The sequence below is a fragment of the Azohydromonas lata NBRC 102462 genome, assembly GCF_001571085.1.
Taxonomy (GTDB): Bacteria; Pseudomonadota; Gammaproteobacteria; order Burkholderiales; family Burkholderiaceae_C; genus Azohydromonas; species Azohydromonas lata.
This window is the reverse complement of sequence record NZ_BCTC01000002.1, coordinates 118,308-142,856: the sequence shown is the minus strand read 5'-3', so window position 1 is coordinate 142,856 and position 24,549 is coordinate 118,308. Positions and strand designations below refer to the sequence as shown.

Annotated in this window: 23 protein-coding genes; 6 read left to right on the top strand and 17 right to left on the bottom strand. The window is 67.2% G+C overall.

The window, feature by feature from the left end; all coding sequences use genetic code 11:
- The first annotated feature begins 51 nt into the window (after nucleotides 1-51).
- Both ALA01S_RS01600 and ALA01S_RS01595 read left to right on the top strand, forming a co-directional pair.
- Nucleotides 52-642, top strand: coding sequence for a hemerythrin domain-containing protein (locus tag ALA01S_RS01600; RefSeq protein ID WP_066331086.1), 591 nt, complete (start codon nucleotides 52-54; stop codon nucleotides 640-642).
- 246 nt (nucleotides 643-888) lie between these two features.
- Nucleotides 889-1,209 (top strand): hypothetical protein, encoded by a 321-nt coding sequence (locus ALA01S_RS01595; RefSeq protein ID WP_066331083.1) that lies wholly within the window; start codon nucleotides 889-891, stop codon nucleotides 1,207-1,209.
- A gap of 25 nt (nucleotides 1,210-1,234) precedes the next feature.
- Here the strand turns inward: ALA01S_RS01595 and ALA01S_RS01590 are convergent, their stop codons facing one another.
- Together ALA01S_RS01590 and ALA01S_RS01585 are read right to left on the bottom strand one after the other, a co-directional pair.
- Nucleotides 1,235-1,723 carry a cyanophycin metabolism-associated DUF1854 family protein gene (locus tag ALA01S_RS01590; protein WP_066331080.1) on the bottom strand — a complete coding sequence of 163 codons (489 nt, stop codon included), beginning with the start codon at nucleotides 1,721-1,723 and terminating at the stop codon, nucleotides 1,235-1,237.
- 3 nt (nucleotides 1,724-1,726) lie between these two features.
- Entirely contained in the window at nucleotides 1,727-3,997 is a 2,271-nt protein-coding gene (locus ALA01S_RS01585; RefSeq protein WP_066331078.1) for a cyanophycin metabolism-associated ABC transporter, read from the bottom strand.
- 145 nt (nucleotides 3,998-4,142) lie between these two features.
- Here ALA01S_RS01585 and ALA01S_RS01580 point away from each other — a divergent pair, with 145 nt between their 5' ends.
- Genes ALA01S_RS01580 through ALA01S_RS01570 form a run of 3 tightly spaced genes read left to right on the top strand, consistent with a single transcriptional unit; the run spans nucleotide 4,143 to nucleotide 9,554 of the window.
- The gene (locus ALA01S_RS01580; protein WP_066331074.1) at nucleotides 4,143-6,317 is read left to right on the top strand and encodes a cyanophycin synthetase; all 2,175 of its coding nucleotides are present in this window, start codon (nucleotides 4,143-4,145) and stop codon (nucleotides 6,315-6,317) included.
- Nucleotides 6,317-8,872, top strand: coding sequence for a cyanophycin synthetase (cphA, locus tag ALA01S_RS01575; RefSeq protein ID WP_066331072.1), 2,556 nt, complete (start codon nucleotides 6,317-6,319; stop codon nucleotides 8,870-8,872). Before ALA01S_RS01580 ends, cphA begins: the two co-directional genes overlap by 1 nt.
- A 52-nt stretch (nucleotides 8,873-8,924) precedes the next feature.
- Nucleotides 8,925-9,554, top strand: coding sequence for a DUF4126 domain-containing protein (locus ALA01S_RS01570; protein WP_066331070.1), 630 nt, complete (start codon nucleotides 8,925-8,927; stop codon nucleotides 9,552-9,554).
- A 60-nt stretch (nucleotides 9,555-9,614) separates the two neighbouring features.
- On the opposite strand, the gene ALA01S_RS01565 is transcribed toward ALA01S_RS01570, so the two are convergent.
- Genes ALA01S_RS01565 through ALA01S_RS01555 form a run of 3 tightly spaced genes read right to left on the bottom strand, consistent with a single transcriptional unit; the run spans nucleotide 9,615 to nucleotide 12,354 of the window.
- The gene (locus tag ALA01S_RS01565; RefSeq protein WP_066331068.1) at nucleotides 9,615-10,166 is read right to left on the bottom strand and encodes a flavin reductase family protein; all 552 of its coding nucleotides are present in this window, start codon (nucleotides 10,164-10,166) and stop codon (nucleotides 9,615-9,617) included.
- A 13-nt stretch (nucleotides 10,167-10,179) separates the two neighbouring features.
- Nucleotides 10,180-11,382, bottom strand: a complete 1,203-nt coding sequence (locus tag ALA01S_RS01560) for an acyl-CoA dehydrogenase family protein (protein ID WP_066331065.1) — start codon at nucleotides 11,380-11,382, stop codon at nucleotides 10,180-10,182.
- 33 nt (nucleotides 11,383-11,415) lie between these two features.
- Nucleotides 11,416-12,354, bottom strand: a complete 939-nt coding sequence (locus ALA01S_RS01555) for a 3-carboxyethylcatechol 2,3-dioxygenase (protein WP_066331062.1) — start codon at nucleotides 12,352-12,354, stop codon at nucleotides 11,416-11,418.
- 222 nt (nucleotides 12,355-12,576) lie between these two features.
- Here ALA01S_RS01555 and ALA01S_RS01550 point away from each other — a divergent pair, with 222 nt between their 5' ends.
- A complete protein-coding gene (locus ALA01S_RS01550; protein ID WP_157118697.1) occupies nucleotides 12,577-12,903 on the top strand; it encodes a hypothetical protein in 327 nt (108 codons plus the stop codon).
- 33 nt (nucleotides 12,904-12,936) lie between these two features.
- Here ALA01S_RS01550 and ALA01S_RS01545 read toward each other — a convergent pair whose 3' ends face one another.
- The 12 genes from ALA01S_RS01545 to ALA01S_RS01490 all read right to left on the bottom strand — a co-directional run bounded on the left by ALA01S_RS01545 (nucleotide 12,937) and on the right by ALA01S_RS01490 (nucleotide 24,548).
- Nucleotides 12,937-13,440: a flavin reductase family protein gene (locus tag ALA01S_RS01545; protein ID WP_169805830.1), complete on the bottom strand. Its 504-nt coding sequence runs from the start codon at nucleotides 13,438-13,440 to the stop codon at nucleotides 12,937-12,939.
- 11 nt (nucleotides 13,441-13,451) lie between these two features.
- Nucleotides 13,452-13,844, bottom strand: a complete 393-nt coding sequence (locus tag ALA01S_RS01540; protein WP_066331053.1) for a tautomerase family protein — start codon at nucleotides 13,842-13,844, stop codon at nucleotides 13,452-13,454.
- Nucleotides 13,835-14,911, bottom strand: a complete 1,077-nt coding sequence (gene zapE, locus ALA01S_RS01535) for a cell division protein ZapE (RefSeq protein WP_066331051.1) — start codon at nucleotides 14,909-14,911, stop codon at nucleotides 13,835-13,837. The genes ALA01S_RS01540 and zapE overlap by 10 nt, the downstream gene beginning before the upstream one ends.
- Nucleotides 14,908-15,534 carry an FMN-binding negative transcriptional regulator gene (locus ALA01S_RS01530; protein WP_066331049.1) on the bottom strand — a complete coding sequence of 209 codons (627 nt, stop codon included), beginning with the start codon at nucleotides 15,532-15,534 and terminating at the stop codon, nucleotides 14,908-14,910. The genes zapE and ALA01S_RS01530 overlap by 4 nt, the downstream gene beginning before the upstream one ends.
- Nucleotides 15,535-15,574: 40 nt before the next feature.
- Nucleotides 15,575-16,864, bottom strand: a complete 1,290-nt coding sequence (locus ALA01S_RS01525) for an NAD(P)/FAD-dependent oxidoreductase (protein ID WP_066331047.1) — start codon at nucleotides 16,862-16,864, stop codon at nucleotides 15,575-15,577.
- Nucleotides 16,845-18,167 (bottom strand): SidA/IucD/PvdA family monooxygenase, encoded by a 1,323-nt coding sequence (locus ALA01S_RS01520; protein ID WP_218011407.1) that lies wholly within the window; start codon nucleotides 18,165-18,167, stop codon nucleotides 16,845-16,847. The genes ALA01S_RS01525 and ALA01S_RS01520 overlap by 20 nt, the downstream gene beginning before the upstream one ends.
- Nucleotides 18,168-18,181: 14 nt before the next feature.
- A complete protein-coding gene (locus tag ALA01S_RS01515) occupies nucleotides 18,182-19,558 on the bottom strand; it encodes a diaminobutyrate--2-oxoglutarate transaminase family protein (RefSeq protein WP_066331043.1) in 1,377 nt (458 codons plus the stop codon).
- 10 nt (nucleotides 19,559-19,568) lie between these two features.
- The gene (locus ALA01S_RS01510; protein ID WP_066331041.1) at nucleotides 19,569-20,615 is read right to left on the bottom strand and encodes an aromatic ring-hydroxylating dioxygenase subunit alpha; all 1,047 of its coding nucleotides are present in this window, start codon (nucleotides 20,613-20,615) and stop codon (nucleotides 19,569-19,571) included.
- 24 nt (nucleotides 20,616-20,639) lie between these two features.
- Nucleotides 20,640-22,166 (bottom strand): 4-hydroxyphenylacetate 3-hydroxylase family protein, encoded by a 1,527-nt coding sequence (locus ALA01S_RS01505; protein ID WP_238455658.1) that lies wholly within the window; start codon nucleotides 22,164-22,166, stop codon nucleotides 20,640-20,642.
- 40 nt (nucleotides 22,167-22,206) lie between these two features.
- Nucleotides 22,207-22,965 carry a sulfite exporter TauE/SafE family protein gene (locus ALA01S_RS01500; RefSeq protein ID WP_066331029.1) on the bottom strand — a complete coding sequence of 253 codons (759 nt, stop codon included), beginning with the start codon at nucleotides 22,963-22,965 and terminating at the stop codon, nucleotides 22,207-22,209.
- A gap of 455 nt (nucleotides 22,966-23,420) precedes the next feature.
- Nucleotides 23,421-24,140 (bottom strand): LrgB family protein, encoded by a 720-nt coding sequence (locus ALA01S_RS01495; protein WP_066331028.1) that lies wholly within the window; start codon nucleotides 24,138-24,140, stop codon nucleotides 23,421-23,423.
- 3 nt (nucleotides 24,141-24,143) lie between these two features.
- Nucleotides 24,144-24,548, bottom strand: a complete 405-nt coding sequence (locus ALA01S_RS01490) for a CidA/LrgA family protein (protein ID WP_066331026.1) — start codon at nucleotides 24,546-24,548, stop codon at nucleotides 24,144-24,146.
- Between the last annotated feature and the right edge of the window lies 1 nt (nucleotide 24,549).

Genomic DNA, 24,549 nt, shown 5'->3' with positions numbered 1-24,549 from the left:
CAACAGGAATGCGGCTTGCCGCCGCGCAAGGCTCACCCCTCCGGAGACCCCATGAACCAGTTCCTGAACAAGCTCTCGCCGAGCATCACCAACATGATCCGCATGGATCACACCCACGTGCTGGCCACCTTCCACCAGTACGAAGTGGACACCCCGCCCAAGACCAAGCAGGCCCTGGCCAAGACGGTGTGCCTGGCGCTGGAAATCCACGCCCAACTGGAAGAGGAAATCTTTTATCCCGCCATGCGCGAGGCGCAGAGCGACAACGCGGTGCTGGACAAGAGCGTGCCGGAGCACGACGAGATGCGCACCCTCATCGCGCGGCTGCGCACGCTGGACCCGACCGACCCCGAGCACGACCGCGTCTTCATGTCGCTCATGCGCGCCGTGATGCACCACGTGGCCGACGAGGAAACCACCCTGCTGCCCCAGGCCGAGCTGGGCCTGGCCGACCGCTTGGGCGAGTTGGGCGCCAAGATGACCAAGCGCCGCCTGGAGCTGACCGCGCCGCACGCGGGCGAGATCGCCTCCAACACCGTGCGCACCATGCCCGCGAGCTCCATGGCGCTGGCCGCGGGCGCGCTGCTCATGGGCGGCTACATGCTCAAGCAGACGTTCAAAGGCCGCCGCCACATGGGCTGAACGGCCTGGCCCCTGCCACCGCGAAGCGGGCCCCCGGGGCCCGCTTTCCTTTTGGCGGCCGTCGCGGAAAAACCCTTGCCGGGCCAAGAAAAACGGCGAACCAAGGACATTCGTCACGGCCGGTGCGCGGGGCTTGTTACCAGGGGAACGGGAAGGCCCGAACTGCCGTGCCAAAGGCCGCTTGGTCGGCCGATGCCCGGGCGGCAGGGTGCGGCTCAATGGCGGCTGAACTGCAGGAAAGCCGCCGTGAACGACCTTGCCCACAACCGCCACCTCTTCATCGAAGACCTCGCGCGCCGGCTGGCCGCCCTGGAAACGGGCCAGCGCCGCATGAACGCGCTGGACTACCGCGTGCACGCCCGCATGCTGCGCCACGCGCTGGTGGGCATTCCGCGCCGGCAGCTTCAGGTGCTCATGACCTACGAGGTGGTGTGCGAGGTGATGGACAACCGCAGCTTCGACGAGGCCGGCCTGCTGCAAAGCGCCGGGCCCCAGGCGCGCGAGCTGCGCGACGCGACCGACGCCTTGCTGCGTCGGCTGCAGCAGGGCAGCCGCAAGACGGTCTGAGTCAGACGGCTTGTAGGAGGCCGCCTTACAGGAAGCGCTCCAGCAGCCGTTTTGAACCCTTGTCCAGCGCAAAACGCTCGGCCAGGAACTGCACGCCGTCGGCGCTGGTGATGAGCAGCATGCCCCCGGCCAGGCGGCGGATGTCCTCCTCGGCCTTGAGCACGAATCTCGTCGCGCCCCGGTCCGTGCGCACGCTCCAGGTGCTGGGCACGGTGAAGGTGGAGACCGACAGCAGTTGCTCTATGCGCGGCATGAACTCGCGCACCGCCAGCTCTTCCTCCACCAGCACGCGCGCCGCGGGGGTGAGCGCGTCCATGCGGTCCACCCAGGCCAGCTCGTGGCCGTCCGGGCCCACCAGCGACAGCCCCTCCTGCGGCGCCGCGATGGGGAAGGAGCGCACGGGCGTCACGCCCACGTGCTCGCGCCCGGCCGCGTCGGTCAGCACCAGGCGGCCGAAGGCGTTGCGCGAGAGCAGGAAATCGTGGCCGGTGCCGGCAAGGTTTGAAGTCGCCATGGATCACACCTCCCCGGTTTGCCGTGCCAGGTGCGCTTCCGGCGTGCGCGCCACCTGCGGCTCGGTATCGACGTTGCGCGCCTGCGCCTCGTACAGGCGCCAGTAGGCGCCCTGCTTTTCCATCAGCTCGTCGTGCGGGCCCACTTCCACCACGCGGCCGCGGTCCATCACCACCAGGCGGTCGGCCTTGCGCAGCGTCGAGAGGCGGTGCGCGATGGCGATGGTGGTGCGGCCCTGCACCAGGTTGTCCAGCGCCTTCTGGATCTCGCCCTCGGTCTCCGTGTCCACGCTGGAGGTGGCCTCGTCGAGGATGAGGATGCGCGGATCGATCAGCAGCGCCCGCGCGATGGAGATGCGCTGGCGCTCGCCGCCTGAGAGGCCCTGCCCGCGCTCGCCCACCAGCGAGTCGTAGCCGTGGGGCAGGCGCAGGATGAACTCGTGCGCATGCGCCGCCCGCGCCGCGGCCACGATCTGCTCGCGCGTGGCATCCGGCCGCCCGTAGGCGATGTTCTCGGCGATGGTGCCGAAGAACAGGAAAGGCTCCTGCAGCACCAGGCCGATGTGGCGCCGGTAGTCGGAGACGGCAAAGCGGCGGATGTCGGTGCCGTCCACGCGGATGGAGCCGTCGCTCACGTCGTAGAAGCGGCAGATGAGGTTGACCAGCGTGCTCTTGCCGGAGCCGCTGTGGCCCACCAGGCCGATCATCTCGCCCGGGCGGATGTCCAGGTCCAGCCCGCGGATGACGCTGCGGTTGCCGTAGCGGAACGTGAGCCCGCGCATCTCGATGCGGCCCTGCACCGAGGGCAGCGCCACGGGCTGCACGGGGTCGGGCACGTTGGAGACGTGGTCCAGGATGTCGAAGATGCGCTTGGCGCCCGCGGCGGCCTTTTGCGTCACCGACACGATGCGGCTCATGGAGTCCAGCCGCGAGTAGAAGCGGCCGATGTAGGCGATGAAGGCGGTGAGCACGCCCACCGTGATCTCGTTGCGGCTGATCTGCCAGATGCCGAAGGCCCACACCACCAGCAACCCGATCTCGGTGAGCAGCGTCACCGTGGGCGTGAACACGCTCCAGGTGCGGTTGAGCTTGTCGTTGACCTCCAGGTTGTGGCGGTTGGCGTCCTTGAAGCGCTGCGCCTCGCGCGCCTCCTGCGCGAACGCCTTGACCACGCGGATGCCCGGGATGGTGTCGGCCAGCACGTTGGTCACCTCGGACCAGACGCGGTCGATCTTCTCGAAGCCCGTGCGCAGCCGCTCGCGCACGGCGTGGATGAGCCAGCCGATGATGGGCAGCGGCAGCAGCGTCACCAGCGCCAGCCACGGGTTGATGGAGAAGAGGATGACCGAGGTCATCGCCATCATCAGCACGTCGGTGGCGAAGTCCAGGGCGTGCAGCGACAGGAAGACGTTGATGCGGTCCGTCTCCGAGCCGATGCGCGCCAGCAGGTCGCCCGTGCGCTTGTTGCCGAAGTAGTCCAGCGACAGCGTGAGCAGGTGCTCGTAGGTGGTGGTGCGCAGATCCGCGCCGATGCGCTCGCTCACCAGCGCCAGCAAGTACGTGCGCGCCCAGCTCAAGCCCCAGGCCAGCAGCGCCGAGGCCAGCAGCCCGCCCAACAGCAGCAGCACCAGCGAGGTGTCTATGGGCTGGCCGTTCTGGAAGGGGATGAGCACCCGGTCCATGAGCGGGATGGTGAGATAGGGCGGCACCAGCGTGGCCGCCGTGGAGGCCAGGGTGAGCAGGAAGCCGGTCAGCAGCCGCCCCTGGTAGGGCCTGGCGAAGCGGGCCAGGCGCAGCAGCACCCAGGTGGACGTCGCCTTGGCGCCGCCCTTGGCGCCGAACTCCTCGGCCTCGGCCGCCTCGGCGGCGAGGTCGGCCTCGTCCTCGGCGGTGAAGGTGCCGGCGCGGCGCGAGAGCTGGCGCTCGAAGGCGGCGATGAGCTGCGCCGCCGCCGGCCCCTGCGCCAGCGTGAAGCGCCACAGCGCCAGGCGGCGGTGGGCGTCGGCCAGCTCCAGCGTGCCCACGCCGGCGTGGTCCACCAGGCGCAGCACGAGGTCGCGCGTGAGCGGCCAGTCCTGCCAGCGCCCGTCCGGCGAGACCGCCTGCAGCGTGCGCTCGGTGAGCACCACGGCACCCTGGGCAAAGCGCAGTTGGGCGTCGAGGTCAACCTGGAGCGTCGCCAACACGTTGTCGCCAGCTTCGAGGCGGGATGGCAAGGCTGTGCGCCAGGCGGCGCCGGCATCACCGGACAAGGGAGCGGATATTGAATTTGGCATGGGCTTTGAGCGCCACCGGCGCACGCCGGGGGCGCAGGATTTTCGCGCAAGCGGGCAACTCTTACGCCTTGCGCCCCGTGGGGCGGAAACCACACTTTGCGCGGGCTGCACAATCCCGCACTCGACCGGGACAGCATTACTGACCATGAGCCCCAAGAACGACATACGGCTGCTGCGCATCAACCACCTGCGCGGGCCCAACATCTGGACCTACCGTCCCGCCCTGGAAGTTTGGCTGGACCTCGGTGAGCTGGAGGACTTTCCCTCCAACCTGCTGCCCGGTTTTACCGACCGGCTGCTTGGGCTGCTGCCCAACCTGATGGAGCACCACTGCGGCGTGGGCGAGCGCGGCGGCTTCGTGGAGCGGCTGCGCGAAGGCACTTGGGCCGGCCACATCCTGGAGCACGTCGTCATCGAGCTGCTCAACCTGGCGGGCATGCCCACGGGCTTCGGCCAGACGCGCAGCACCTCGCAGCACGGCGTCTACCGCATGGTGTTCCGTGCCCGCGACGAGCAGGTGGCGCGCGCGGCGCTGGCGCAAGGCCACGCGCTGCTGATGGCCGCCATCAACGAGCGGCCCTTCGACGTGGGCGCCGCCGTCAACGTGGTGCGCGAGGAGCTTGACGACTGCTACCTCGGCCCCTCCACCGCCGCCATCGTCGAGGCGGCCACCGACCGCCGCATCCCGCACATCCGCCTCAACAGCGGCAACCTGGTGCAGCTCGGCTACGGCGCGCGCTCGCGCCGCATCTGGACGGCCGAGACCGACCGCACCAGCGCCATCGGCGAGGGCATCGCCGGCGACAAGGACCTCACCAAGACCCTGCTGGCCGCCTGCGGCGTGCCGGTGCCGGAAGGGCAAGTCGTCGAAAGCCCGGCCGAGGCCTGGGAAGCGGCGCAAGACATCGGTATTCCCGTCGTCGTGAAGCCGTCGGACGCCAACCACGGCCGCGGCGTGTCGCTGGAGCTGACGGCGCAGGCCGACATCGAGGCCGCCTTCGGCATCGCCGACGCCGAAGGCTCCGAGGTGATCGTGGAGCGCTACGTGCGCGGCAACGAGCACCGGCTGCTGGTGGTGGGCGGCAAGCTCGTGGCCGCGGCGCGCGGCGAGAGCCTGTGGATCACCGGCGACGGCCAGGGCACCGTCACCCAGCTCATAGACAGCCAGCTCAACTCCGACCCCCGCCGCGGCGAGGCCGAGGACCTGCCGCTGGAAACGATACGCCTGGAGCGCGAGCCCGTGATGTGCCAGCTCCTGCAGCGCCAGGGGCTGGACGCCGGCTCCGTTCCCGCCGCGGGCCGCCGCGTGCTGATCCAGCGCAACGGCAACATGGCTTTCGATTGCACGCACGAAGTGCACCCCGAGGTCGCCGCCATGGCGGTGCTGGCGGCCAAGGTCGTCGGCCTGGACATCGCCGGCATCGACATGGTGGCCGAGGACATCAGCAAGCCGCTGGACGGCCAGCGCGGCGCCATCGTCGAGGTCAACGCCGGCCCCGGTCTGCTGATGCACCTGAAGCCGGCCGTGGGCACGCCGCAGCCGGTGGGCCGCGCCATCGTGGACCACCTCTTCGCCGAGGGCGAGAGCGGGCGCATTCCCATCGTGGGCGTGGCCGGCACGCGGCAGACGCACGTCACGGCGCGGCTGATCGCCTGGCTGCTGCACCTGCGCGGCCTGCCCGTGGGCCTGGCCTGCCGCGACGGCCTGTTCCTGGAGAACCGCCCCGTGCAGGGCGGCAACCGCGCCGACTGGGCCAGCGGCCACCGGCTGCTGATGAACCGCCGCATCGAGGCGGCCGTGGTCGAGAACGGCCCGCTGTCCATCCTGCGCGACGGCCTGCCCTACGACCGCTGCAACATCGGCATCGTGACGGACCTGGAAGGCGCCGAGACGCTGGCCGAGCACGACATCCGCGACGCCGACCAGTTGCCCAAGGTGCTGCGCACCCAGGTGGACGTGGTGCTGGACGATGGCGTCGCGGTGCTCAACGCCGGCGACGAGCGCATCGCCGCGCTGGCCTCGCTGTGCGACGGCGACACCATCCTCTACGCCCTGGACGCGGCCAACCCCGCGCTGGACGCGCACGTGGCCGCGGGCGGCCGCGCCGTGCGGCTGAACGGCGGCAGCGCCGAGCTGCTGGCGCCGGACACGACGCCGCAGCGCCTGGAGCTGGGCGCCTGGGGCACGCCGCAACGCGCCGAAGGCGTGCTGCCGGCCGTGGCCGCCGCCTGGGCCCTGGGCATCGCCCCTGCCCTGATCCGTGCCGGCATCGAAACCTTCGCCGCCGAGCTCGCGCGCAACCAGAACCCGACCCACTGATGAACGTCTCCCGCATCCGTGCCCTGCGCGGCCCCAACCTGTGGAGCCGCCATACCGCCATCGAGGCCGTGGTGGCCTGTGAAGGCGCCGAGAACGCCATCGACGGCCTGCCGGGCCTGGAAAACCGGCTGCGCCGGCGCTTCCCGGCCCTGGCGCCGCTGCATGCCGGCGCCTCGCTGGCCCATGTGCTCGAAACCGCCACGCTGGGCCTGCAGGCCCAGGCCGGCTGCCCCGTGAGCTTCAGCCGCGTGCAGCCCACGCTGGAGGCCGGCGTCTACCAGGTGGTGGTCGAGTACACCGAGGAGGCCGTGGGCCGCATGGCCTTCCAGACCGCGCGCGAGCTCGTGGAAACCGCCCTGGCCGACGCCCCCTTCGACCTGGACGCCGCCCTGGCCGCCCTGCGCGAGAAGGACGAGGACGTGCGCCTGGGCCCCTCCACCGGCTCCATCGTCACCGCCGCCCTGGCGCGCGGCATTCCCTACCGGCGCCTCACCGAGGGCTCGCTGGTGCAGTTCGGCTGGGGCGCCAAGCAGCGCCGCATCTGGGCCGCCGAGGTGGACACCACCAGCGCCGTCTCCGAGTCCATCGCCCAGGACAAGGATTTGACGAAGAAGCTCCTGGCCGCCGCCGGGGTGCCGGTGCCCATCGGCCGCCCGGTGTCCAGCGTCGAGGAGGCCTGGGCCGTGGCTCAGGAAATCGGCCTGCCGGTCGTGCTCAAGCCCCAGGACGGCAACCAGGGCAAGGGCGTGACGGTGAACGTCGTCACGCGCGAGCACCTGGAGAGCGCCTACAAGGCCGCGGCCGAGATCGGCGACGTGCTGGTGGAGAAATACCTGCCCGGCTGCGACTACCGGCTGCTGGTGGTGGGCAACCGCCTGGTGGCCGCTGCGCGGCGCGACCCGCCCAACGTGGCGGGCGACGGGCGCCACACCGTGCGCGAGCTGGTGGAGCAGGTCAACGCCGACCCGCGCCGCGGCGACGGCCACGCCACCTCGCTGACCAAGATCCGGCTGGACGACATCGCGCTGACGCGCCTGGCCGACCAGGGCCTGACGCCGGAGTCCGTGCCCGAGAAGGGCCGCCGCGTCATCCTGCGCAACAACGCCAACCTCTCCACCGGCGGCAGCGCCACCGACGTGACGGACGACGTGCACCCCGACGTGGCCGCCCGCGCCGTGGCGGCGGCACAGATGATCGGCCTGCACATCTGCGGCGTGGACGTGGTGGCCGAGAGCGTGCTGCGCCCGCTGGAGGAGCAAAGCGGCGGCGTGGTGGAAGTCAACGCCGCGCCGGGCCTGCGCATGCACCTGTCGCCCTCGTTCGGCAAGGGCCGCAACGTGGGCGAGGCCATGATCAGCCACCTCTACGCCCCGGGCGACGACGGGCGCATCCCCGTGGTGGCCGTCACCGGCACCAACGGCAAGACGACGGCGACGCGGCTCATCGCCCACCTGTTCGCCAGCGCCGGCATGCGCGTGGGCATGACCAACACCGACGGCGTCTACGTCAACGGCCGCCAGACCGACAGCGGCGACTGCAGCGGCCCAAAGAGCGCCCGCAACGTGCTGCTGCACCCGGAGGTGGACGCGGCCGTGTTCGAGACCGCCCGCGGCGGCGTGCTGCGCGAGGGCCTGGGGTTCGACCGCTGCAGCGTCGCGGTGGTGACCAACATCGGCGCCGGGGACCACCTGGGCCTGAACTACATCACCACGCTGGACGACCTGGCCGTGCTCAAGCGCGTGATCGTCCACAACGTGGCCGAGAGCGGCTACGCGGTGCTCAACGCCGCCGACCCGACGGTGGCGGCCATGGCCGGCGTGTGCCCGGGCAAGGTCATCTTCTTTGCCGCCGACCGGCACCACCCGATCATGGCCACGCACCGCGCGCAGGGCCAGCGCACGGTGTTCGTGGACGGCGACGCGGTGGTCGCGGCCGAAGGCACCTGGCGCGAGAGCCTGCCGCTGCGCGACATCCCGCTGACGCGGGGCGGCTCGATCGGCTTCCAGGTCGAGAACGTGATGGCGGCGGTGGCGGCGGCCTGGGCCTCGGGGCTGAGCTGGGACGCGGTGCGCCGCGGGCTGGCCAGCTTCGTCAACGACGCGCACAACGCGCCGGGGCGCTTCAACGTCATGGACTACCGCGGCGCCACGCTGATCGCCGACTACGGCCACAACCCCGACGCCATGCGGGCGCTGGTGGCGGCCATCTCGACCATGCCGGCCAAGAAACGCTCGGTGGTCATCAGCGGCGCGGGCGACCGGCGCGACGAGGACATCACCGAGCAGACGCAGATCCTGGGCGCGGCCTTCGACGAGGTCGTGCTCTACCAGGACGCCGCGCAGCGCGGCCGTGCCGACGGCGAGGTGATCGGCCTGCTGCGCCAGGGCCTGCAAGGCGCGGCGCGCACGCGGCACGTGGAGGAGATACGCGGCGAGTTCGTCGCCATCGACTCCGCCCTCTCCCGCCTGGAGCCGGGCGACCTGTGCCTGATCCTGATCGACCAGGTGGAAGAGGCGCTGGCGCACCTGGCGCAGCGCATCGCCGAGGCGCGATAAGGGCCCCGAGGGCGCTGAAACCGGCGGCGCAGCCCTCCATTGCAACTTCGTAATGGACGCCGCCGCCCCGCAGAACCTGGCCCAGCTCGCCGCCCTGGCCGCGGCGCTGGGTTACAGCAGCGGCCTGCGGCTCTACGCCGCGGTCTTCCTCACCGGCCTGGCCGGCTGGCTGCAGTGGGTGACGCTGCCGCCGGGGCTTCAGGTGCTGCAGCAGCCGCTGGTGCTGGGCGCGGCGGGCGCGATGGTGGTGGTGGAGTTCGTCACCGACAAGGTGCCGGCGCTGGACTCGCTGTGGGATGCGGTGCACACCTTCATACGCATCCCGGCCGGTGCCGCGCTGGCCACGGCCGCCATGGCCGGCGCCTTCGGCGGCGACGCGTTGACCTGGGGCACGGTGACGGCCCTCTTGGGCGGCACCCTGGCCGCCACGGCCCACGCCGGCAAGGCCACGACGCGCGCGGCGGTGAACACCTCGCCGGAGCCCTTTTCCAATCTCGCCTTGTCCCTGGCCGGCGACGCCGCCGTGCCGGGGCTGCTGTGGCTGTCGTGGACGCACCCGGTGGTCTTCTTCGCCGTGCTGGCCGTGGGCGTGGCGGTGGCGCTGGCGGTGACGGTCACGCTGTGGCGCTTCGTGCGGCGGCGCTGGAGGAGATTGCGCCGGGGGGCCGGGCCTGCGGCTTGAGGTCTTCAAGAACCGCGGCCGCAACGCCGCCTGTTCAGCAGCGCCGGCCCGCCCGCGCGTTCACTGCGCAACGCGGTGGAAGCTGCCGTTCAGGTAGATCAGCGCCTCGCCGTCGTTGCGCTCGCGCGTGGCGAGCACCTCGCACAGAAAGGCGTGGTGGGTGCTCTCGTCAAACACCTTGATGACCCGGCAGTCGAAGTTGGCCAGGGCACCGTCGAGGGCCGGCGCGCCGGTGGCGATCTCGTTCCACAGGCCGTGCTCGAAGCGCGCAGGGCCGTGCACGTCCTGGAGCATGCCCGCGAAGACCTTGGCCACCTCCTCCTGATCTCCGGCCAGCACGTTCACACACAGGGCCCCGCTGTCGAGCACCCTCTGGCTGGCGGCGACGTTCTTGTTGACGAACACCACCAGCCGCGGCGGATCGGCGGTCACGGAGCACACCGCCGTGGCCGTCAGGCCGGCGCGCGCCGCGCCATGGCCGGCCGTGATGATGGTCACGCCCACCGCGAAGTGGCGCATGCCGTAGCGATGGTGCTCCGACGACACCGTCGGCAGGGCCCCCAGCCGCGCGTTGGGGACCCAGTCCAGCCGCTGGTTGATCTCCTTGCTCATTGCGCGCCCCCGCTCAAGCCTTGGCACCGAAGGGATTGGGCTGCGGCAGCGGATTGCCCAGCAGGTGGCCGCCCAGCAGCTCGCCGATGTTGTCCTGGTTCTGCGTGATGTGGTTGGCGCCCACCAGGATGTCGCGCATCTGGCGCTGCAGCGGGCTGTTCATCCAGATGCCGCGGGTGGAGGTCTTCTTGAAGATCATGTGCGCCGCATCGAAGCACTCGCCGCCCGTGAACTGGTTGGTGGCGAAATGGCGGATGCGCACGTCCAGCGGCACCAGCCGGCCCTGGGAGGCGTAGCTCCAGGCCTCGTCCGTGTTCTGCAGCACGCGCGAGGTCGCCCCCAGGATCTTGGCGTGGGCCTCGCCCAGCCGGCCCTTGATGAACGGATCGTTCACCGCGGCGCCCACGGCCTGGTTGATGTTCTGCCGCGGCTTCATGTGCTCGATGTAGAGGTCCGCCATGCCGCGGGCCATGCCGATGATGACGGACGACACGGCCGCGTAGAACACGTAGAAGAACGGCATCTTGTAGAGGTTGTTCACGCCGCCGTGCGAGCTTTCGTCATACGCGCCGATGACGTGGCTGCGGTAGCCGGCGACAAAGGCGTTGCGCAGGCACAGCTTCTTGCTGCCGGTGCCGGCCAGGCCGACCACATGCCAGTCATCGACGATGTCGAACTGGCTGCGCTGCACCCAGAAGGAGCGGAACTCGGTCTCGCCCTGCTCCTGCACCCGCCCGCCGACGAAGGCGCCGCCCGCGGCATGGTCGCAGCCGCTGGAGGTGAGCCATTCGCCGTTGAGCACATAACCGCCCTCGGCCTTGTCCACGGTGCCGAAGGGCGCGTAGGACGAGGAGACCAGGACGCTGCTGTCCTGCGCCCACAGCTCATCCCCCACGCGGGCCGGCAGCAGGCCGACCTCGAAGGGGTGGACGCCCAGCACCATCACGTTCCAGGCGCTGGACGGGCAACCGCGGGCCAGCTCCATCAGCACCTTGTTGAGAACGTTGGGGTGCATTTCATAGCCGCCCCAGCGCTTGGGCTGGAGGATTCTGAAAAATCCCGCGTCCTGGAAGGCCTGTATGGTTTCCTTGGAAACCATGCGGTTGGCCTCGCAGGCCTGCGCGCGCTCGCGCAGCATGGGGATCATGTCCTGGGCTCGCTGGACGATGTCCTCGGCGCTCGGGATCTGCAGCGGGGCGATTTCAATGTTGCTCATGGCTTGGGCCTCGGTTGTGAAGGACAGGACGTTTCAGACGGTCGCGGCGCTGACCACGCCGTAGCCGGCAATCCATTCGTTGATGGGGCGGTAGTAGTCTTCGCGCGCGCTGTAGTCGCCGACGGCCTGCAGCGCGGCAAAGGCGGCGACCCAGGTGCGGACTTCGTGCGTCGAGCGGCCGGCCGCCTTGGAGATCTCGTCGATGCGAAAGGCATCGACCTGCTCCAGGCGGCCTTCGATCAGCAGCCGCATGAAGGCCTTGTCCCACTCGGGATTGAGCGGCGTCAGGCCGCACTGCGGCGTGCCGAAAATCTTTCCCGTGGCGATGGTGCGGGCCTGGCGGGCGGCGCGGAACTCCGGCGTCGGGTTGCGCCCGGCAATCAGGAAGTCGGCAACGTCCTGCGGCGCGTCGGCCAGCAGCGGGACGGGCGGCTCGTGCGAGAGGCCGCCGGTGCCCAGGATCAGCACCCGCTTGCCCAGCCTGGCAATGAAGCTGCCGACGGCCTGGCCCAGCTTGCGAATGCGGCGGTACGGGCCAAAGGGCGGCGCCACCGAGTTGATGATGATGGGAATCACCGGGTAGCGCTCCAGGCTGCCCGTCATCTCCTGCAGGGTCTGCGTGCAGCCGTGGTCCACCTGCAGCCGGTGCGAGATGGCGATGTCCAGGTCGCTGTCCAGGAGGTGCCTGGCCAGCTCCAGCGCCAGGCCGCCGGGCACCGACAGCGGACCCGGCTTCGTCTGGTAGTCGCCCACCGACTCGGCGGCGGTGGCGATGACGAAGGGCGGCATCAGGTCGTAGAAGAGGCCGTTGTAGTGGTCCGGCGCGAAGACCACGATCAGCTCCGGATCGTAGGCTTCAACCTCGGCGCGGCACTTGGCCAGCACGGCGTCCACTTCGGCAATGACCTCCGCGCCGGGGTCGTTGAGGCCGCGCAGCGGCGTGTGGGACAGGCATTTCAGTTGCACGGGCATGAGTACTCCTCGCGCCATGGGCAGCGGCCCCAGGCGACACGGTGTCGGCGATCGGAATGGGTGCAGGAGAACCGGCGTGCGGGGAGCGCCGGGACCATGGCATCCATGGGCTGGTGCGGTGGATTGCCGCGACGGGACGCACTGTCGTTGTGCCGTTGCAAACCGTAAACCGCGTGCACCCAGTGCACATCCGGCCATGGGTTTACCCCGACCAAGGAGCCCGTGCGCCAGGGCGAGCGCGATGGTCAATACACCCTGACCTTCGAGGGGCGAAGGTTGAGCGAGGGGTTCGAGGACGAAGCCTGGGTGGGGCGCATCGCGCTGCCGGCGATGCGGGCCGCCGTGCGCGAGTCCACCCACCGCTGGAGCGCGCTGTCGCAGCACCGGGCGATGATCGGCGAGCGCATGCCCCTGGCCATAGGCCGTGCATACCTGGCCGCGGCCGGCAAAGGCGAGCGCGGCAACGACCTGCAGCAGCGCTTCGTGCCGGCATTGAAGCGGCTGGCCCATTCCATGGGCCGAGGCAGCTGCGCGTGGGTGGACGGCTGAAGCGGCCCGCGCGGGAAACCGCTCGCGGCGTTGTCAGCCCATGGGCAGGGCGTGATGGAAGCGCCCTCCGAAAAACACCAGCGGCCCGGCGGGCTCCGCGCGGGAAAAGGCCTCCAGCACCTCGCCGATGAAGACCACGTGGTCGCCTTCCTCGAAGTGCCGCTTGACGCGGCAGACCAGGCCCGCGTTGGCTTCACGCAGCACCGGAACGTCCTGCGCACCGGGCCGGAAATAACCGTCGACCCGCTTGCCGGGCTCGCGGGAGGCGAAATGGTTGCAGGGCTCCAGTTGAAACTCCGTCAAGGCGCTGACGGAGAACTTCCCGCTCCTGACGAAGGCGCCCAGCAGCCTGGAGCTCTTGCGCAGGCACCACAACACCAGCGGCGGCTCCAGCGAGACGGTGGCGAACGAATTGACCGTCAGGCCGACGTTCCCCATGCCGGGCTGGTGCGTGGCCACCACCACCACGCCGGTGGCAAACCCGGCCAGGGTGCGCCGAAGCGCCAAGGGTTCCACTGCCGCGACTGTCGCGCCCATGCTCATGTCCCTCAGACGTTCACGCAGTAGCCGAAATCAATTTCGCTGCCCAGGCGGCCGCCGCGCATACCCCAGTTTTCCATGGGATGCTCGACCAGCAAAATCAAAATGGATTCAGGCGCAACACCGAGCAAGGCCGACAAATTCTGCGCCAGAAATTCATACAGCTTCTTTTTCGTCTCCGCCTTGCGCCCCGCGAACACCGCAATCTCCAACTGCATGTAATTGACGGCGCCCACGCCGGGCGGAAAAAAACCGTCCGGGTCAAGCACCTGATACCTTGCCTGCAGCTCCTCGTCGCTCACGCCGAACACGGACTTCAAGCCGTCGAATATGCATTTGATGACGGCTTGGCGCTCGGCCCTGCTGCGCGGGCGGGAATCTTCGATTCTGACTATGGGCATAAGGGACTCATTTCCAGGGGTGTTGCAACGGCAAAGGATGCGGATTGCATCTCGGCAAGCCGGCTCAGGGTGCGCTCCATGTCCACGGCGCAGGGAACGTCGCGCAACATCTGCTCCACGGGCCGCTCCCCGCCCAGCAGCAGGCGCCGGCGACGGTCGTAGAGAATATCCACCAGCCAAATGAAGCGGCGCAAGCCATCGGCCTTGTTCAGTTGAGACTGAAGCATGTCCGACACGATCACCCCGCTCCAGCGCTCGGAAATTTCCAGGTAATCCAGATGCGAGCGCGGCCCCAGGCAAATGGACTGGAAATCGAACCAGACGCCATCCTCTCCCAAGCCGCGCACGGGAATGGAGCGGCCATGAAGAGAAATACTGTCCGGGCCGCGCCGCAACGGCATGCCCAGCGTGTGCGCCAGGTTTTGCAAAGCCTGGTCCGTGGCCTCGCCGCAAGGGTGAAGATAATGCTGGCGGCAAGGGGGCTCACGATAGCGATAATCCCTCTCGCCATCCAGCCGCACGATGCTCATGTGCTTCCCGATCAACGCAATCAACGGCAGGGCATGCCGATGGAGCAGCGGATCCGGCAGCAATTGTTCAGGCGCATAATTCGACGTCAATATCACCAGCACACGCTCGTTGAGGAGCACGGCCAAAAAGCGCTCCATCAAGATGGCATCCGCCACGTCGTGCAGGTGAAACTCGTCCAGACAGAATATCCGGCACTGCTGCGCCACCTTGCGCGCCAACGTGCCCAGGTAATCCGCCTGGCCTTTTTCCGCTTGGGCGCGGCCACGGTGCAGGTCGCGCAGGAACTGGTGGTAGTGGATGCGCCGTGCAGGATGGGCGGCCGTGCTGAACAGGCCATCCATCAGCATGGTCTTGCCGCGCCCGGGCTCGCCCCAGAGGTAGGCGCCCAGCGCGGGGGCACGGCGCAACGGAGCCAGGCGTGACGGGATGCGTGCCTGCAAGCCGTCCAGGACATCGCAGGCACGGCGCTGGCCCGCGTCCAGCACGACGTTGCGCTGCGAAAAATGCCCGGCCAGGAGAGTATTGCCGGCCCTCATTCCGCTCTTGCGCAATCCGAAAAATTCAGCAGCGTGGCCATCAATTCACGCCGGCAGGCCCCATGCTGCTGCAGCAAATACTCCAGCGCGGCTTCACGATCCGCGTGCGGCTTGTCCTGCGAAAGTTTGAACCGCCCTTCCTCATGGTGTGAATGAATCCTCAAGCCGAGGATATGGGGAAGATACTTGATGACACGCGAGTCGGCCGCATCGAATTGATAGGGAGCGTCCGCGGGCTGCAGCCTGGCCGCAGTAGCGTGCAGCACGTGCTGCACCGCTTCCGGATGGTCCACCACCTGGATTTTCACATCCATATGCACAGAAACGTAATTCCAGGTAGGCAATTGTCGGCTATGGCAAGCCTCTGGAGGTATGTAGCTCTGCGGCCCCATGAACACCAGCTTGGCGGGGAAAACGCCTCGCCCCTGGAACTGCAGATTCCGGCGATCCACATGGCCGAACAAGCTGCGGTCCGCGTCACGGAACAAGGGTATGTGGCTGGCGTGCATGACCCCTTGGTATTCACTGCACACCAAAGCCAGAGGATACTGGCTGATCATCTGGTCTATCAGATCGGCACGCAGGCTTGTGTATTCCTGATAATGGAAGGCGCAGGTGGCCACTGAATTATCCCTCATGTGAATTTAGGTCAAATCCTCTGCGTCAATCGACAATGGGGATACTGACCCGGGCACGCCTCCAGCGGTCGCCGGCAATGGCGGCTTGAGCAAGCCATTGCACGAAAACCCGGCCATGCAAAGGTTTGTAGACCGGTGGCAGAAGTTCCGGTGCACCGCAGATCAATTGCCGGGCCAAAGTCTGGCCCACCATATAAGACAAAGCCAGTCCGCGCCCATTGCAGCCGCTCCAGGCCCACACCCCGGCGCCTTGCGCAAACAGGCGAGGCAGGCCGTCGGGGGTGAGCCCCACGCGGCCGGCCCAAATATCTTCCGAGGGCGCGGGCTTCACGCCAAATACCGTCTGGATCCGTTGCCGCAAATGCTCGGCATGGCTGGATGCCGACGCGTGGCGATTGAGCGCGAACCATCCCGTCATCAGTTTTCCCTGCGGCGTCTTGCGGAAGAACCACATGTCGCGGCAGTTGTCGGAAAACGGAATGTCGGCAGGCAATATCTCGCGCAGGGCGGCGGGCGCGAGGTCGAACTGCCCAAGCACCAGCTCCAGGGGCACCGAATGGCGGGCCGCCGGACGCAGCGCTTCATGGCTGTACGCATTGCCCGCCATGAGAACGCGGCGCGCCTGCACGGTACCGGCGGGCGTGTGCAGGGTCTGCCAGGCATCGCCCTCGCCGGGGCGCACTTCGGTGACCGGGCAGTGCTCCGCCACCACGACGCCCAGCGCGCGGCAACGGTCGGCCAGCGCGCGGGCCAGGGCCAGCGGGTCGATCTGGCCGCCGTCCTCCAGCAGCATGCCGCCCTGGTAGTGCGACGTGCCCGCCAGTGCCTGCACGTCGCACGCCTGCAGCAGCCGCGCACGCACGCCCAGGTCCGCCCAAGCTTGCGCCAGCGCCTGTTGTTCCGACGAGGGCGGCTCCAGGAACAGTTGCATCCAGCCCTTGCGCGCGGCATTGGCGCCCGGCTCGGCCAACAGCGCCGCGGCGGCCGTCCCCAGCGCCGCCGTGAAGGCCGGCGCCTGTGTGCCCAGCCATTGGCGCAACTGCCCGGGGCCGATGCGCGCCGTGATGGGGATGACGAAGCCCGAGTTGCGCCCGGTCGCCCCGCTGCCCACCCGGTGCGACTCCAGCAGCACCACCGAGCAGCCGGCCTGGGCGGCGGTGAGCGCCGCGGCCAGCCCCGTCAGCCCGGCCCCGACGACGGCCAGCTCGCAGCGCGGCGGCAGCTTGGGCGGCACCGGCGCGGGCACCGCCGCGTCAGCCCGCAGCGCCCAGCCCGCCGGCGCCCGCAGCAGTTGCTCAAGCGCCGACACGGGCATGCCCGGTCGCCGGCAGCGCCAGGCGCTGCAGCACCGACTGCACGATGGCCTGCGAGCGCAGCGCCAGCAGGCTGAACGAGCCGGCATCGCCCATGCCGTGGGAGGACTCGCACAGGCCGTTGAGGTACAGCGGCGCCCCCTGGTCCGCCGCGCCCTGGAGCTGCACCCGGTAGTCCAGGCCGACGTCCACCGGGTTGCGCTGCGCCGCCAGGCGCGGCGAGACGGTCTGCATCAGGCGCGGCCAGGGCTCGTGCTTGGGGCCTTCGCCCAGGTCCAGGAAGCCCGTGGCCAGCACCACCAGGTCCACGGTCTCCTGGCGCGGGGTTTCCTCCTCCAGGAAGTGGCGCATGCGCAGCGTCACGCCTTCGGCGCCGGCTTCGCAGCCCTCGATCGCCATGCACGTCAGCAGCTCCAGGCTGTTCTTGCCCTGCAACCGGTTGGCGTAGCGCTTGACGTAGAGCTGGTTGAGCACGTCGATGTCCGCCGAGGAATAGTTGGTGAACACCAACTCCCGGCGCAGGCGATCCTTGTTCTTGGCGCTGGCCTTGAAGAAGGCGTCCACGAAGGCCGGGAAATAGACCTCGTCGGAAAACGGGCTCGTGTCCTTTTGCCGATAGCCGAAGTTCCGCGTGATGCCCATCACGCGGGTGAGCGAAGGCTCGGCACTGGCATGCAGCAGGATCTCCACCGCGCTCTGGCTGCCCCCCACCACGGCAACGCGCCCGCCGCCTGCCGCCTTGAGTTGCTCCAGCGCCGGCAAGTAGTCGTCCAGGTGTACGACGCGCGCATCGCGCATGCCGCGGAAAGGCTGGGGAATATTGCGGCTGCGCCCAGGCGCAAGCACCACGCAGCGGGCCAGGTATTGCGTGCCATTGGCGCAAGGCACGCGGTAATGCGCCACCGAGCCGTCGGCCGCCATCTCCGGAATGATGTCCGCGACGTCACAGCCATATTCCACCTGCTGCGCAAAACAGCCCGCCACCCAGCTCACATACTGTGAATACTCCAGCCGCAGCGGGTAATGCAGCGGCAGATTCAAGTGTTCGTAGAGCCGGTTGTGCTCATGCAGGAAATTGGTGAAGGTATAGCGGCTGCGCGGGTTGCGCGGCGTCACCAGGTCGCGCAAGGGATGGTTTTGAATGTCCGACCCCTCCAGCAGCATGCCGGGCTGCCACACGGTGGATTCCCGCCGCTCCAGGAAACGCACCGACAATTGCGGAGCCTGTTCCTCCAGCGCAATGGCCAGCGCGATATTGGCAGGGCCGAAGCCTATGCCGATGATGTCGTAAACGGGCTGATTCACTTTGTCATCCCAATTCAAATGGCCAAGGCGGCCTCGGGTATGGCCCCCGGCACGGGAGCCGCGGGCCAGGCACTGGACAGCGCTGCTTCGAAACGCCGGCTGATTTCCTCGATGTCGTCGGCTGAAACCACCAGCGGCGGCAGCATGCGCATCACGGCGCCGTGCCGGCCACCGGTTTCGATGATCAGCCCCCGCTCCAGGCAGGCACGCTTGAGAGCCTTGGCCAGGCTGCCGTGGGCCGGCGGCCGGCCATGGCTATCCCTGGGCCCCTGAGGATCGATCAATTCGATTCCCAGCATCAGCCCCCGCCCCCGAATTTCGCCGATGCAGGCAAACCGCTGCTGCAGCGCGTCCAGCCGCCGGCGCAACAATTGGCCCATTTGCCGCACATGCTCCAGCACGCCGGGGCCCTGCAGATACTCCAGTGTGGCCGCACCGCTGACCAGGGCAATCTGGTTGCCGCGGAATGTGCCGGCGTGGGCGCCAGGCCCCCAACGGTCATACTTGCGGTGGTAGGCCATCACGGCCAGCGGATACCCGCCGCCCACCGCCTTGGACATCAAAATGGCATCCGGCACGATGCCGGCATATTCATGGGCAAACATGTCGCCGCTGCGCCCAAACCCGGATTGAACCTCGTCCAGCACCAGGGGTACGTCATGGCGTGCAGTAATCTCGCGCAGGCCACGCAGCCACTCGGCACTGGCCGGAATGCAGCCCCCTTCGCCCTGAATAGGCTCCACGATCAGCAAGGCCGGCTTGGTCACGCCGCTTTCAGGATCGGACAGCAGATTCTCAATGAATGCCAGCGACAACTGCTCAGTTTCCCGGGAACCCACCCCGAAAGGACTGCGATAGGCATAAGGAAAAGGCAGGAACTGTATTTCCGCCGGAGAGCCGCTGACGGCGGCCTTGGGACCCAAATTGCCCATCATGCCCAGCGAGCCCATGGTCATGCCATGGTAGGCACCCTGGAAAGCCAGTACCGAGCGGCGCCCGGTGGCCGTTTTGAACAATTTGAGAGCCGCCTCCACACAGTCCGAGCCGGAAGGTCCGCAGAACTGAACGCGGGCATCCTCCGCAAACCTGGCCGGCAAAGCCCGGTACAGGGCCTCGACGAAATCCAGCTTGGCGGGAGTGGCAATATCCAGGGCCTGTTGCAACTGGCCGGACCTCAGGAATTCAGCCACTTTCTCCTGAATCAGCGGATGGTTGTGGCCCAGGGGCAGCGCACCGGCGCAAGCCAGGCAGTCAATATACTCCCGCCCCTGGCTGTCATAAACCCGGGCAATCTCACCCCGGCTGATGATGCGGTCGATGCCGCGGGCATAGGTTCTGGCATTTGATTCCCGCTCCGCCAGCAGCAGTCGGCGTTGTTCAAATGAATTCATGGCGGCCCCGTCAGCTCAAAACCACCGTTGCCGGCGCGGCACTTTCCCGCTGTGCCTGGGTTTCCATCCCCAGCTCCTTGATCCAACCACGGTATTCGATGCCCAGCTTGTCGCTGCGCACATGCATTTCCTGATGCATGTCCAGGGGCAGGCGCGCAGGACGCTGCGATTCGACGATCAGCCTGTCCTGCTCGAACACCTTGTCCTGACGGAACAGGATTTGTTCCTCCGTCAAATTCTCGCCAAAATTGATGGCGACGATCAGCCAGATGATGCACTCGTCCTCGTCCACCGGCGTGGCATTCAGGAAGGTGCAGAAGCGCTCGGTTTCACCGGTTTTCTTGACAAAATAAGCCGTCGTGGGATTGAAAACCCAGTAGGTATAACGCGAAGTCACGGGAATGCCGCGATGGTCGCCATAAGGCTGGAACACGGTGATTTCCGACGTATGCAGCCCGCGCTCGTCCTTGAAAACCTGGTAATCCTTCAGCGGCTCGGGCGCCTCGGGGTCGCCATTCAGGTGTGCATGCACAAAGGGGAAATGCGAGGCATCCAGGAAGTTTTCCACTGAACGCAGCGCGTTGCCTTTGTAGAAATACGGGCCGGCAAATACCTTGCGGAAACTCCCGTCTTCCCATTGCGGGAATTCAGGCAGGGGGCGTGTGGGTTTCAGCAGGCTGCACCAAATCAACCCATAACGCTCCTCGGCGTGATGGCGGAATATCAGGCGATTCGAAGCGGGAGCAGCTTGGTCCGGGTGGGCCGGGACCCGGGTGCATTTACCGCCGGCATTGAAGCGCCAGCCGTGATAGGGGCACTCGATTTCACCGTCCTTGACGCAGCCCAGCGACAGCTTCGCCCCGCGGTGGCCGCAGTAATCCTTCCAGGCCTGGATGCGGCCCTTGCCGTCACGCCACAGCACCAGGTCCTCGCCCAGCAGCCGGATCGCCTTGGCCTGGCCGGCGACCACGTCTTCGGAGCGGGCCACCACGTGCCACTGATTCTTCAGGGCCTGGTAGTCCAGGCCGTTGCGATCCCATTTTCCTGAATACAGCATTGCAATCTCCTCCCTGAATGGATTTCAGACCCGGTCCTGGCATTTGCCATCAAATTGCCAACCCGGTTGCGTCCAGCCTTCCAGGGAGTAATCCGACATGCATTGATCCACCAGGGAGCGGCACTGCGTCAGCACGCCACTGCTTTCGCAATGGCGCAACATGTCCAGCCGTACCTGTTCGTTATTGCCTGCATAGTTGTGCTCGTACAACTCATGCCGCCCGCCAAATTCGCTGCCCAACGCATCCCACAACAGTTTGATGAGCTTGAGCCGCTCCACCGCCTCCTGGTCCGTGCCCTGGAAATAGCAGTCGATCAGCGGGCTGATTTCCGGATTCTTCATGTCCAGCCAGCTCGAAACCTGCATGATGGGCGACCCGCCCAAAATCGTGTTGAACACGGGCTTGAGCTGCGACATCATTTGCGTGCCGAAATAGCGGACGGTGGCCGCGGCTTCCAATCGCGGAACCACCGAGCCGTCCTTGCGCGGCTCGGGGTCGTGGCACAGAGATTCCGTCAATGACCACATCAGATTGCGCAAGGCCACGATATCCGCCAGACGCGTGCGCACACCCCGGAAACTGTCCGTGCCGTTGGATTCCAGCATTTTGGCCAGCAGACCGCACACGAAATCCATCTTGACGGCCAGGCGCGTGCCCGACTGCAGCGGGTAGCGGTTCAAAAAACCGGAGGCCGAGTAGAAGCTCTTTGCGCGCTCGATATCCCTGTAAATCAGCACGTTTTCCCAGGGCACGAATACGCCGTCGAATATCAGCACCGAATCGTTCTCGTCGAAGCGGCTGGACAGCGGGTTGTCGAACGGGCTCAGCGCCGAGGCTTCGTAGGAGCGCCGGCACATGATTTTCAGGTTGGGCGCGTTCATGGGAAGAATGAAGCACAGCGCAAAGTCTTCTTCCCGGCCCGACTGGTAATGGGTGGCGCTGTTTTGGGCCACGAAGGTGGCATTGGCGATCGCCGCGCTGGTCGCCACCATTTTGGCCCCACGAACGATGATGCCGCCGTCGGTTTCCTTCTCGACGTGCAGATAAATGTCGCGCATGTCCGAGATATTGCGCGCACGGCCCACCGGCGGATTGACCAGCACGTGCGTGAGGAAACTCACCTTGCGTGCCGTCTTGCGGTACCAGCTGATGGCGTTGTCATGGAAAGGCGCATACAGATGCGGATCGGATTTGAGCGTGGCGGTAAATCCCGCCTTGTAATCCGGTGTCCGGCCCATGAAACCATAGGTCAGGCGCGACCAGCAGGCAATGGCGTCCCGGGCCTTGAGCAGGTCGGCGGCCGAGCGGCTGGGCATGAAATACCGGTGGGTTCTGTAGCCCTCCGAGTCCAGGTCGGTCATCACGTCCTGCGTGGCCGGGTCGTGCAGGGCGGCGTACAGCCGGGACATGGAATAGGCGCTGTTGCGAAAGGCCGGATGACGCGTGACGTCGTCCACTTTCTCACCGTAGATATAAACCGAACGGCCATCCACCAGACTACCCAGGTATTCCTCGGCAGTCATCATTTCATTCACACCCGCTTGATTCATTTCCATAACTCCATTTCACCGCCACCCATCAGCCAACCCGTTACTGGCCCAAATACCGGCCAATCAGGACGACCCCCGAACACAACACCACGACATTGATTATTTTTATGAACTGATCACGCGTCAGCCGCAAAGTAATACGCCGGCCCGCATTGACACCCAACAACATGACCGGCAACAAAACCAAGGCCAGCAAAACAATACTGGTTTCCGCATAGACTCCCGCCAACAAAAACAAAATGACCCGCGTCAGCGTGCTGAGGCCTATGAGCGTGGTCTGCGTCACGCGCATGCCTTCCTTCTGCTCGATCCGGCCGGACAAATAGATGGCATAAATGAAACCACCACTGCCGAACAAGGCACTGAACACCCCACCGACCAGCCCGAAGGGCACCGCGGCACCGGGATTGAACTTTCGCTTGGGACTGAATTTGCTGAGGGAATACAGCGAATAGGCAACCACGAAAATGCCCAGCACCAGCAGCATGACTTCTGGTCGGGTCTTCAGCAATATGGCGGCGCCCACCAGGCTGCCGACCACCATCAGCGGAACCAAGCGCTTGAGCTCCTGGACATCGGCCTTGCGCCCATCCTTGTAAATATTGGTCATGGCCGCAAGCATGTCCATGAGGGCCAGCAGCGGGACTATTTTCGCAAGCGGCAAATACAGGGCCAGTGCCGGACTGGCCACCAGGGCGGTGCCGAATCCGACCATGCCGAATACGAGGTATGCAACAGCGATGGCCACGCATATCACGGCACCGCTTCCGAAAGTCAACCAACCCAAATCCAATGCCATTTCTACCCTTCAATACTCGCAGCACGCCATGGCGCGCACCTGCACGAGCCTGGGCCTCGACGGCCAGGCACCACACGTACGGAAAAATGCTCGAACACTCTAGGCCAGCAAATGGCCCACAGCGGCATCAAGCATGAAAATTAATGCTGGCATTCGGCCGCCGGCATGGGCGGCCACAAAACAAGATTTTCGTCCACGACACCGCAAACCCGGCGATCCACGACGGGCAGCTTATTCGTCCTTTAAATGCGTCCGCGATCCCCTGGGAGCTGCGCCATGCTCACTCCCACCCGGCACCGGCTGCCACGCGATGCGCATCGCTGATATTGGGCAGGCTGGATTTCACTTGCGGCGTCGGGAACTATAACCCCACATGTTTCCAGTTGCAACTTCAGCGCAATAAGTTTCTATGGCCAGGAAAAGCGGGCCTGGAGAGCTTCCCCTTGGCTGCGTTTTCAGCTTGGCAGCCACCGGGCCGCCAAGGGCATGAGCAGCGCCGCCAGCAGCACTTGCAAGCCCAGCGCCATGCCGGCGTAGGCGCCGGCGTCCGGGTGCACCTGCAGCGCGCGCGCCGCGCCTATGCCGTGGGCAGCGGTGCCCAAGGCGAAGCCGCGCACGGCCCAATCGCGCACGCCCAGGGCGTCGAACAGGTATTTCGCCGACAGCGCTCCCACCATGCCGGTGAGCACCGCGAACAGCGCCGCCAGGGCGGGGATGCCGTTCAGTCGCTCGGCGATGCCCATGGCCACCGGCGCGGTCACGGATTTGGGCGCCAGCGAGCGCAGCACGTCCGCGGGCAGGCCCAGGGCCCAGCCGATCAGCACAGCGCTGCCGGCGGCGGCCGCACCGCCCATCAACGCCGCCACCACCAGCGCCACGCCGCGGCGGCGCAGCGCCTCGCGCCGCTGCCACAGCGGCCAGCCCAGGGCGACCACCGCCGGGCCCAGCAGGGCATGGACGAACTGCGCGCCCGCGAAATACGTCGGATACGGCGTGCGCGTGGCCAGCAGCAGCGCGCCCAGCATCAGTACCGACCACAGCACCGGGTTGGCCCAGGGCGCGTGGTTCATGCGCACGTACAGCGCCTGCGCGAGCACGTAAGTCACCAGCGTGGCCGTCAGGCCAAACAGCGGCGTGGAGGCCATGTAGACCCAGAGCTGCACGAAATCGGCCATGGCTCAGCCCTCCTTCCTGTCTTCAGGCGCGGCGCCGGCGCCCTCGCCTTCGCCTTGCGACCCCCCGTCCGAGCGCGCCAGCAGCGCGCGCAGCACCAGCGCCGTCACCGCCATGCCCACCCAGGTAGACAGGACGATGGCCAGCAGCAGCCTCAAGCCGTACTGCGACAGCAGCGCCAGGTGCGTGATGACGCCCACCCCCACCGGGACGAACAGCAGCGACAGGTTGGACAGCAGCACGTCCGCCGCCGCCGCCACGGGCGTGTGCAGCGCCGGCAGGCGCAGCGCGGCCAGCAGCAGCACCAGGCCGATCACCGGGCCGGGCAGCGGCAGGCTGAAGCCGCGCGCCAGGGCTTCGCCCAGGGCTTGCAGCAGCAGCAGCAAGGCGAGTCCGCGAAGGGCCTGCATG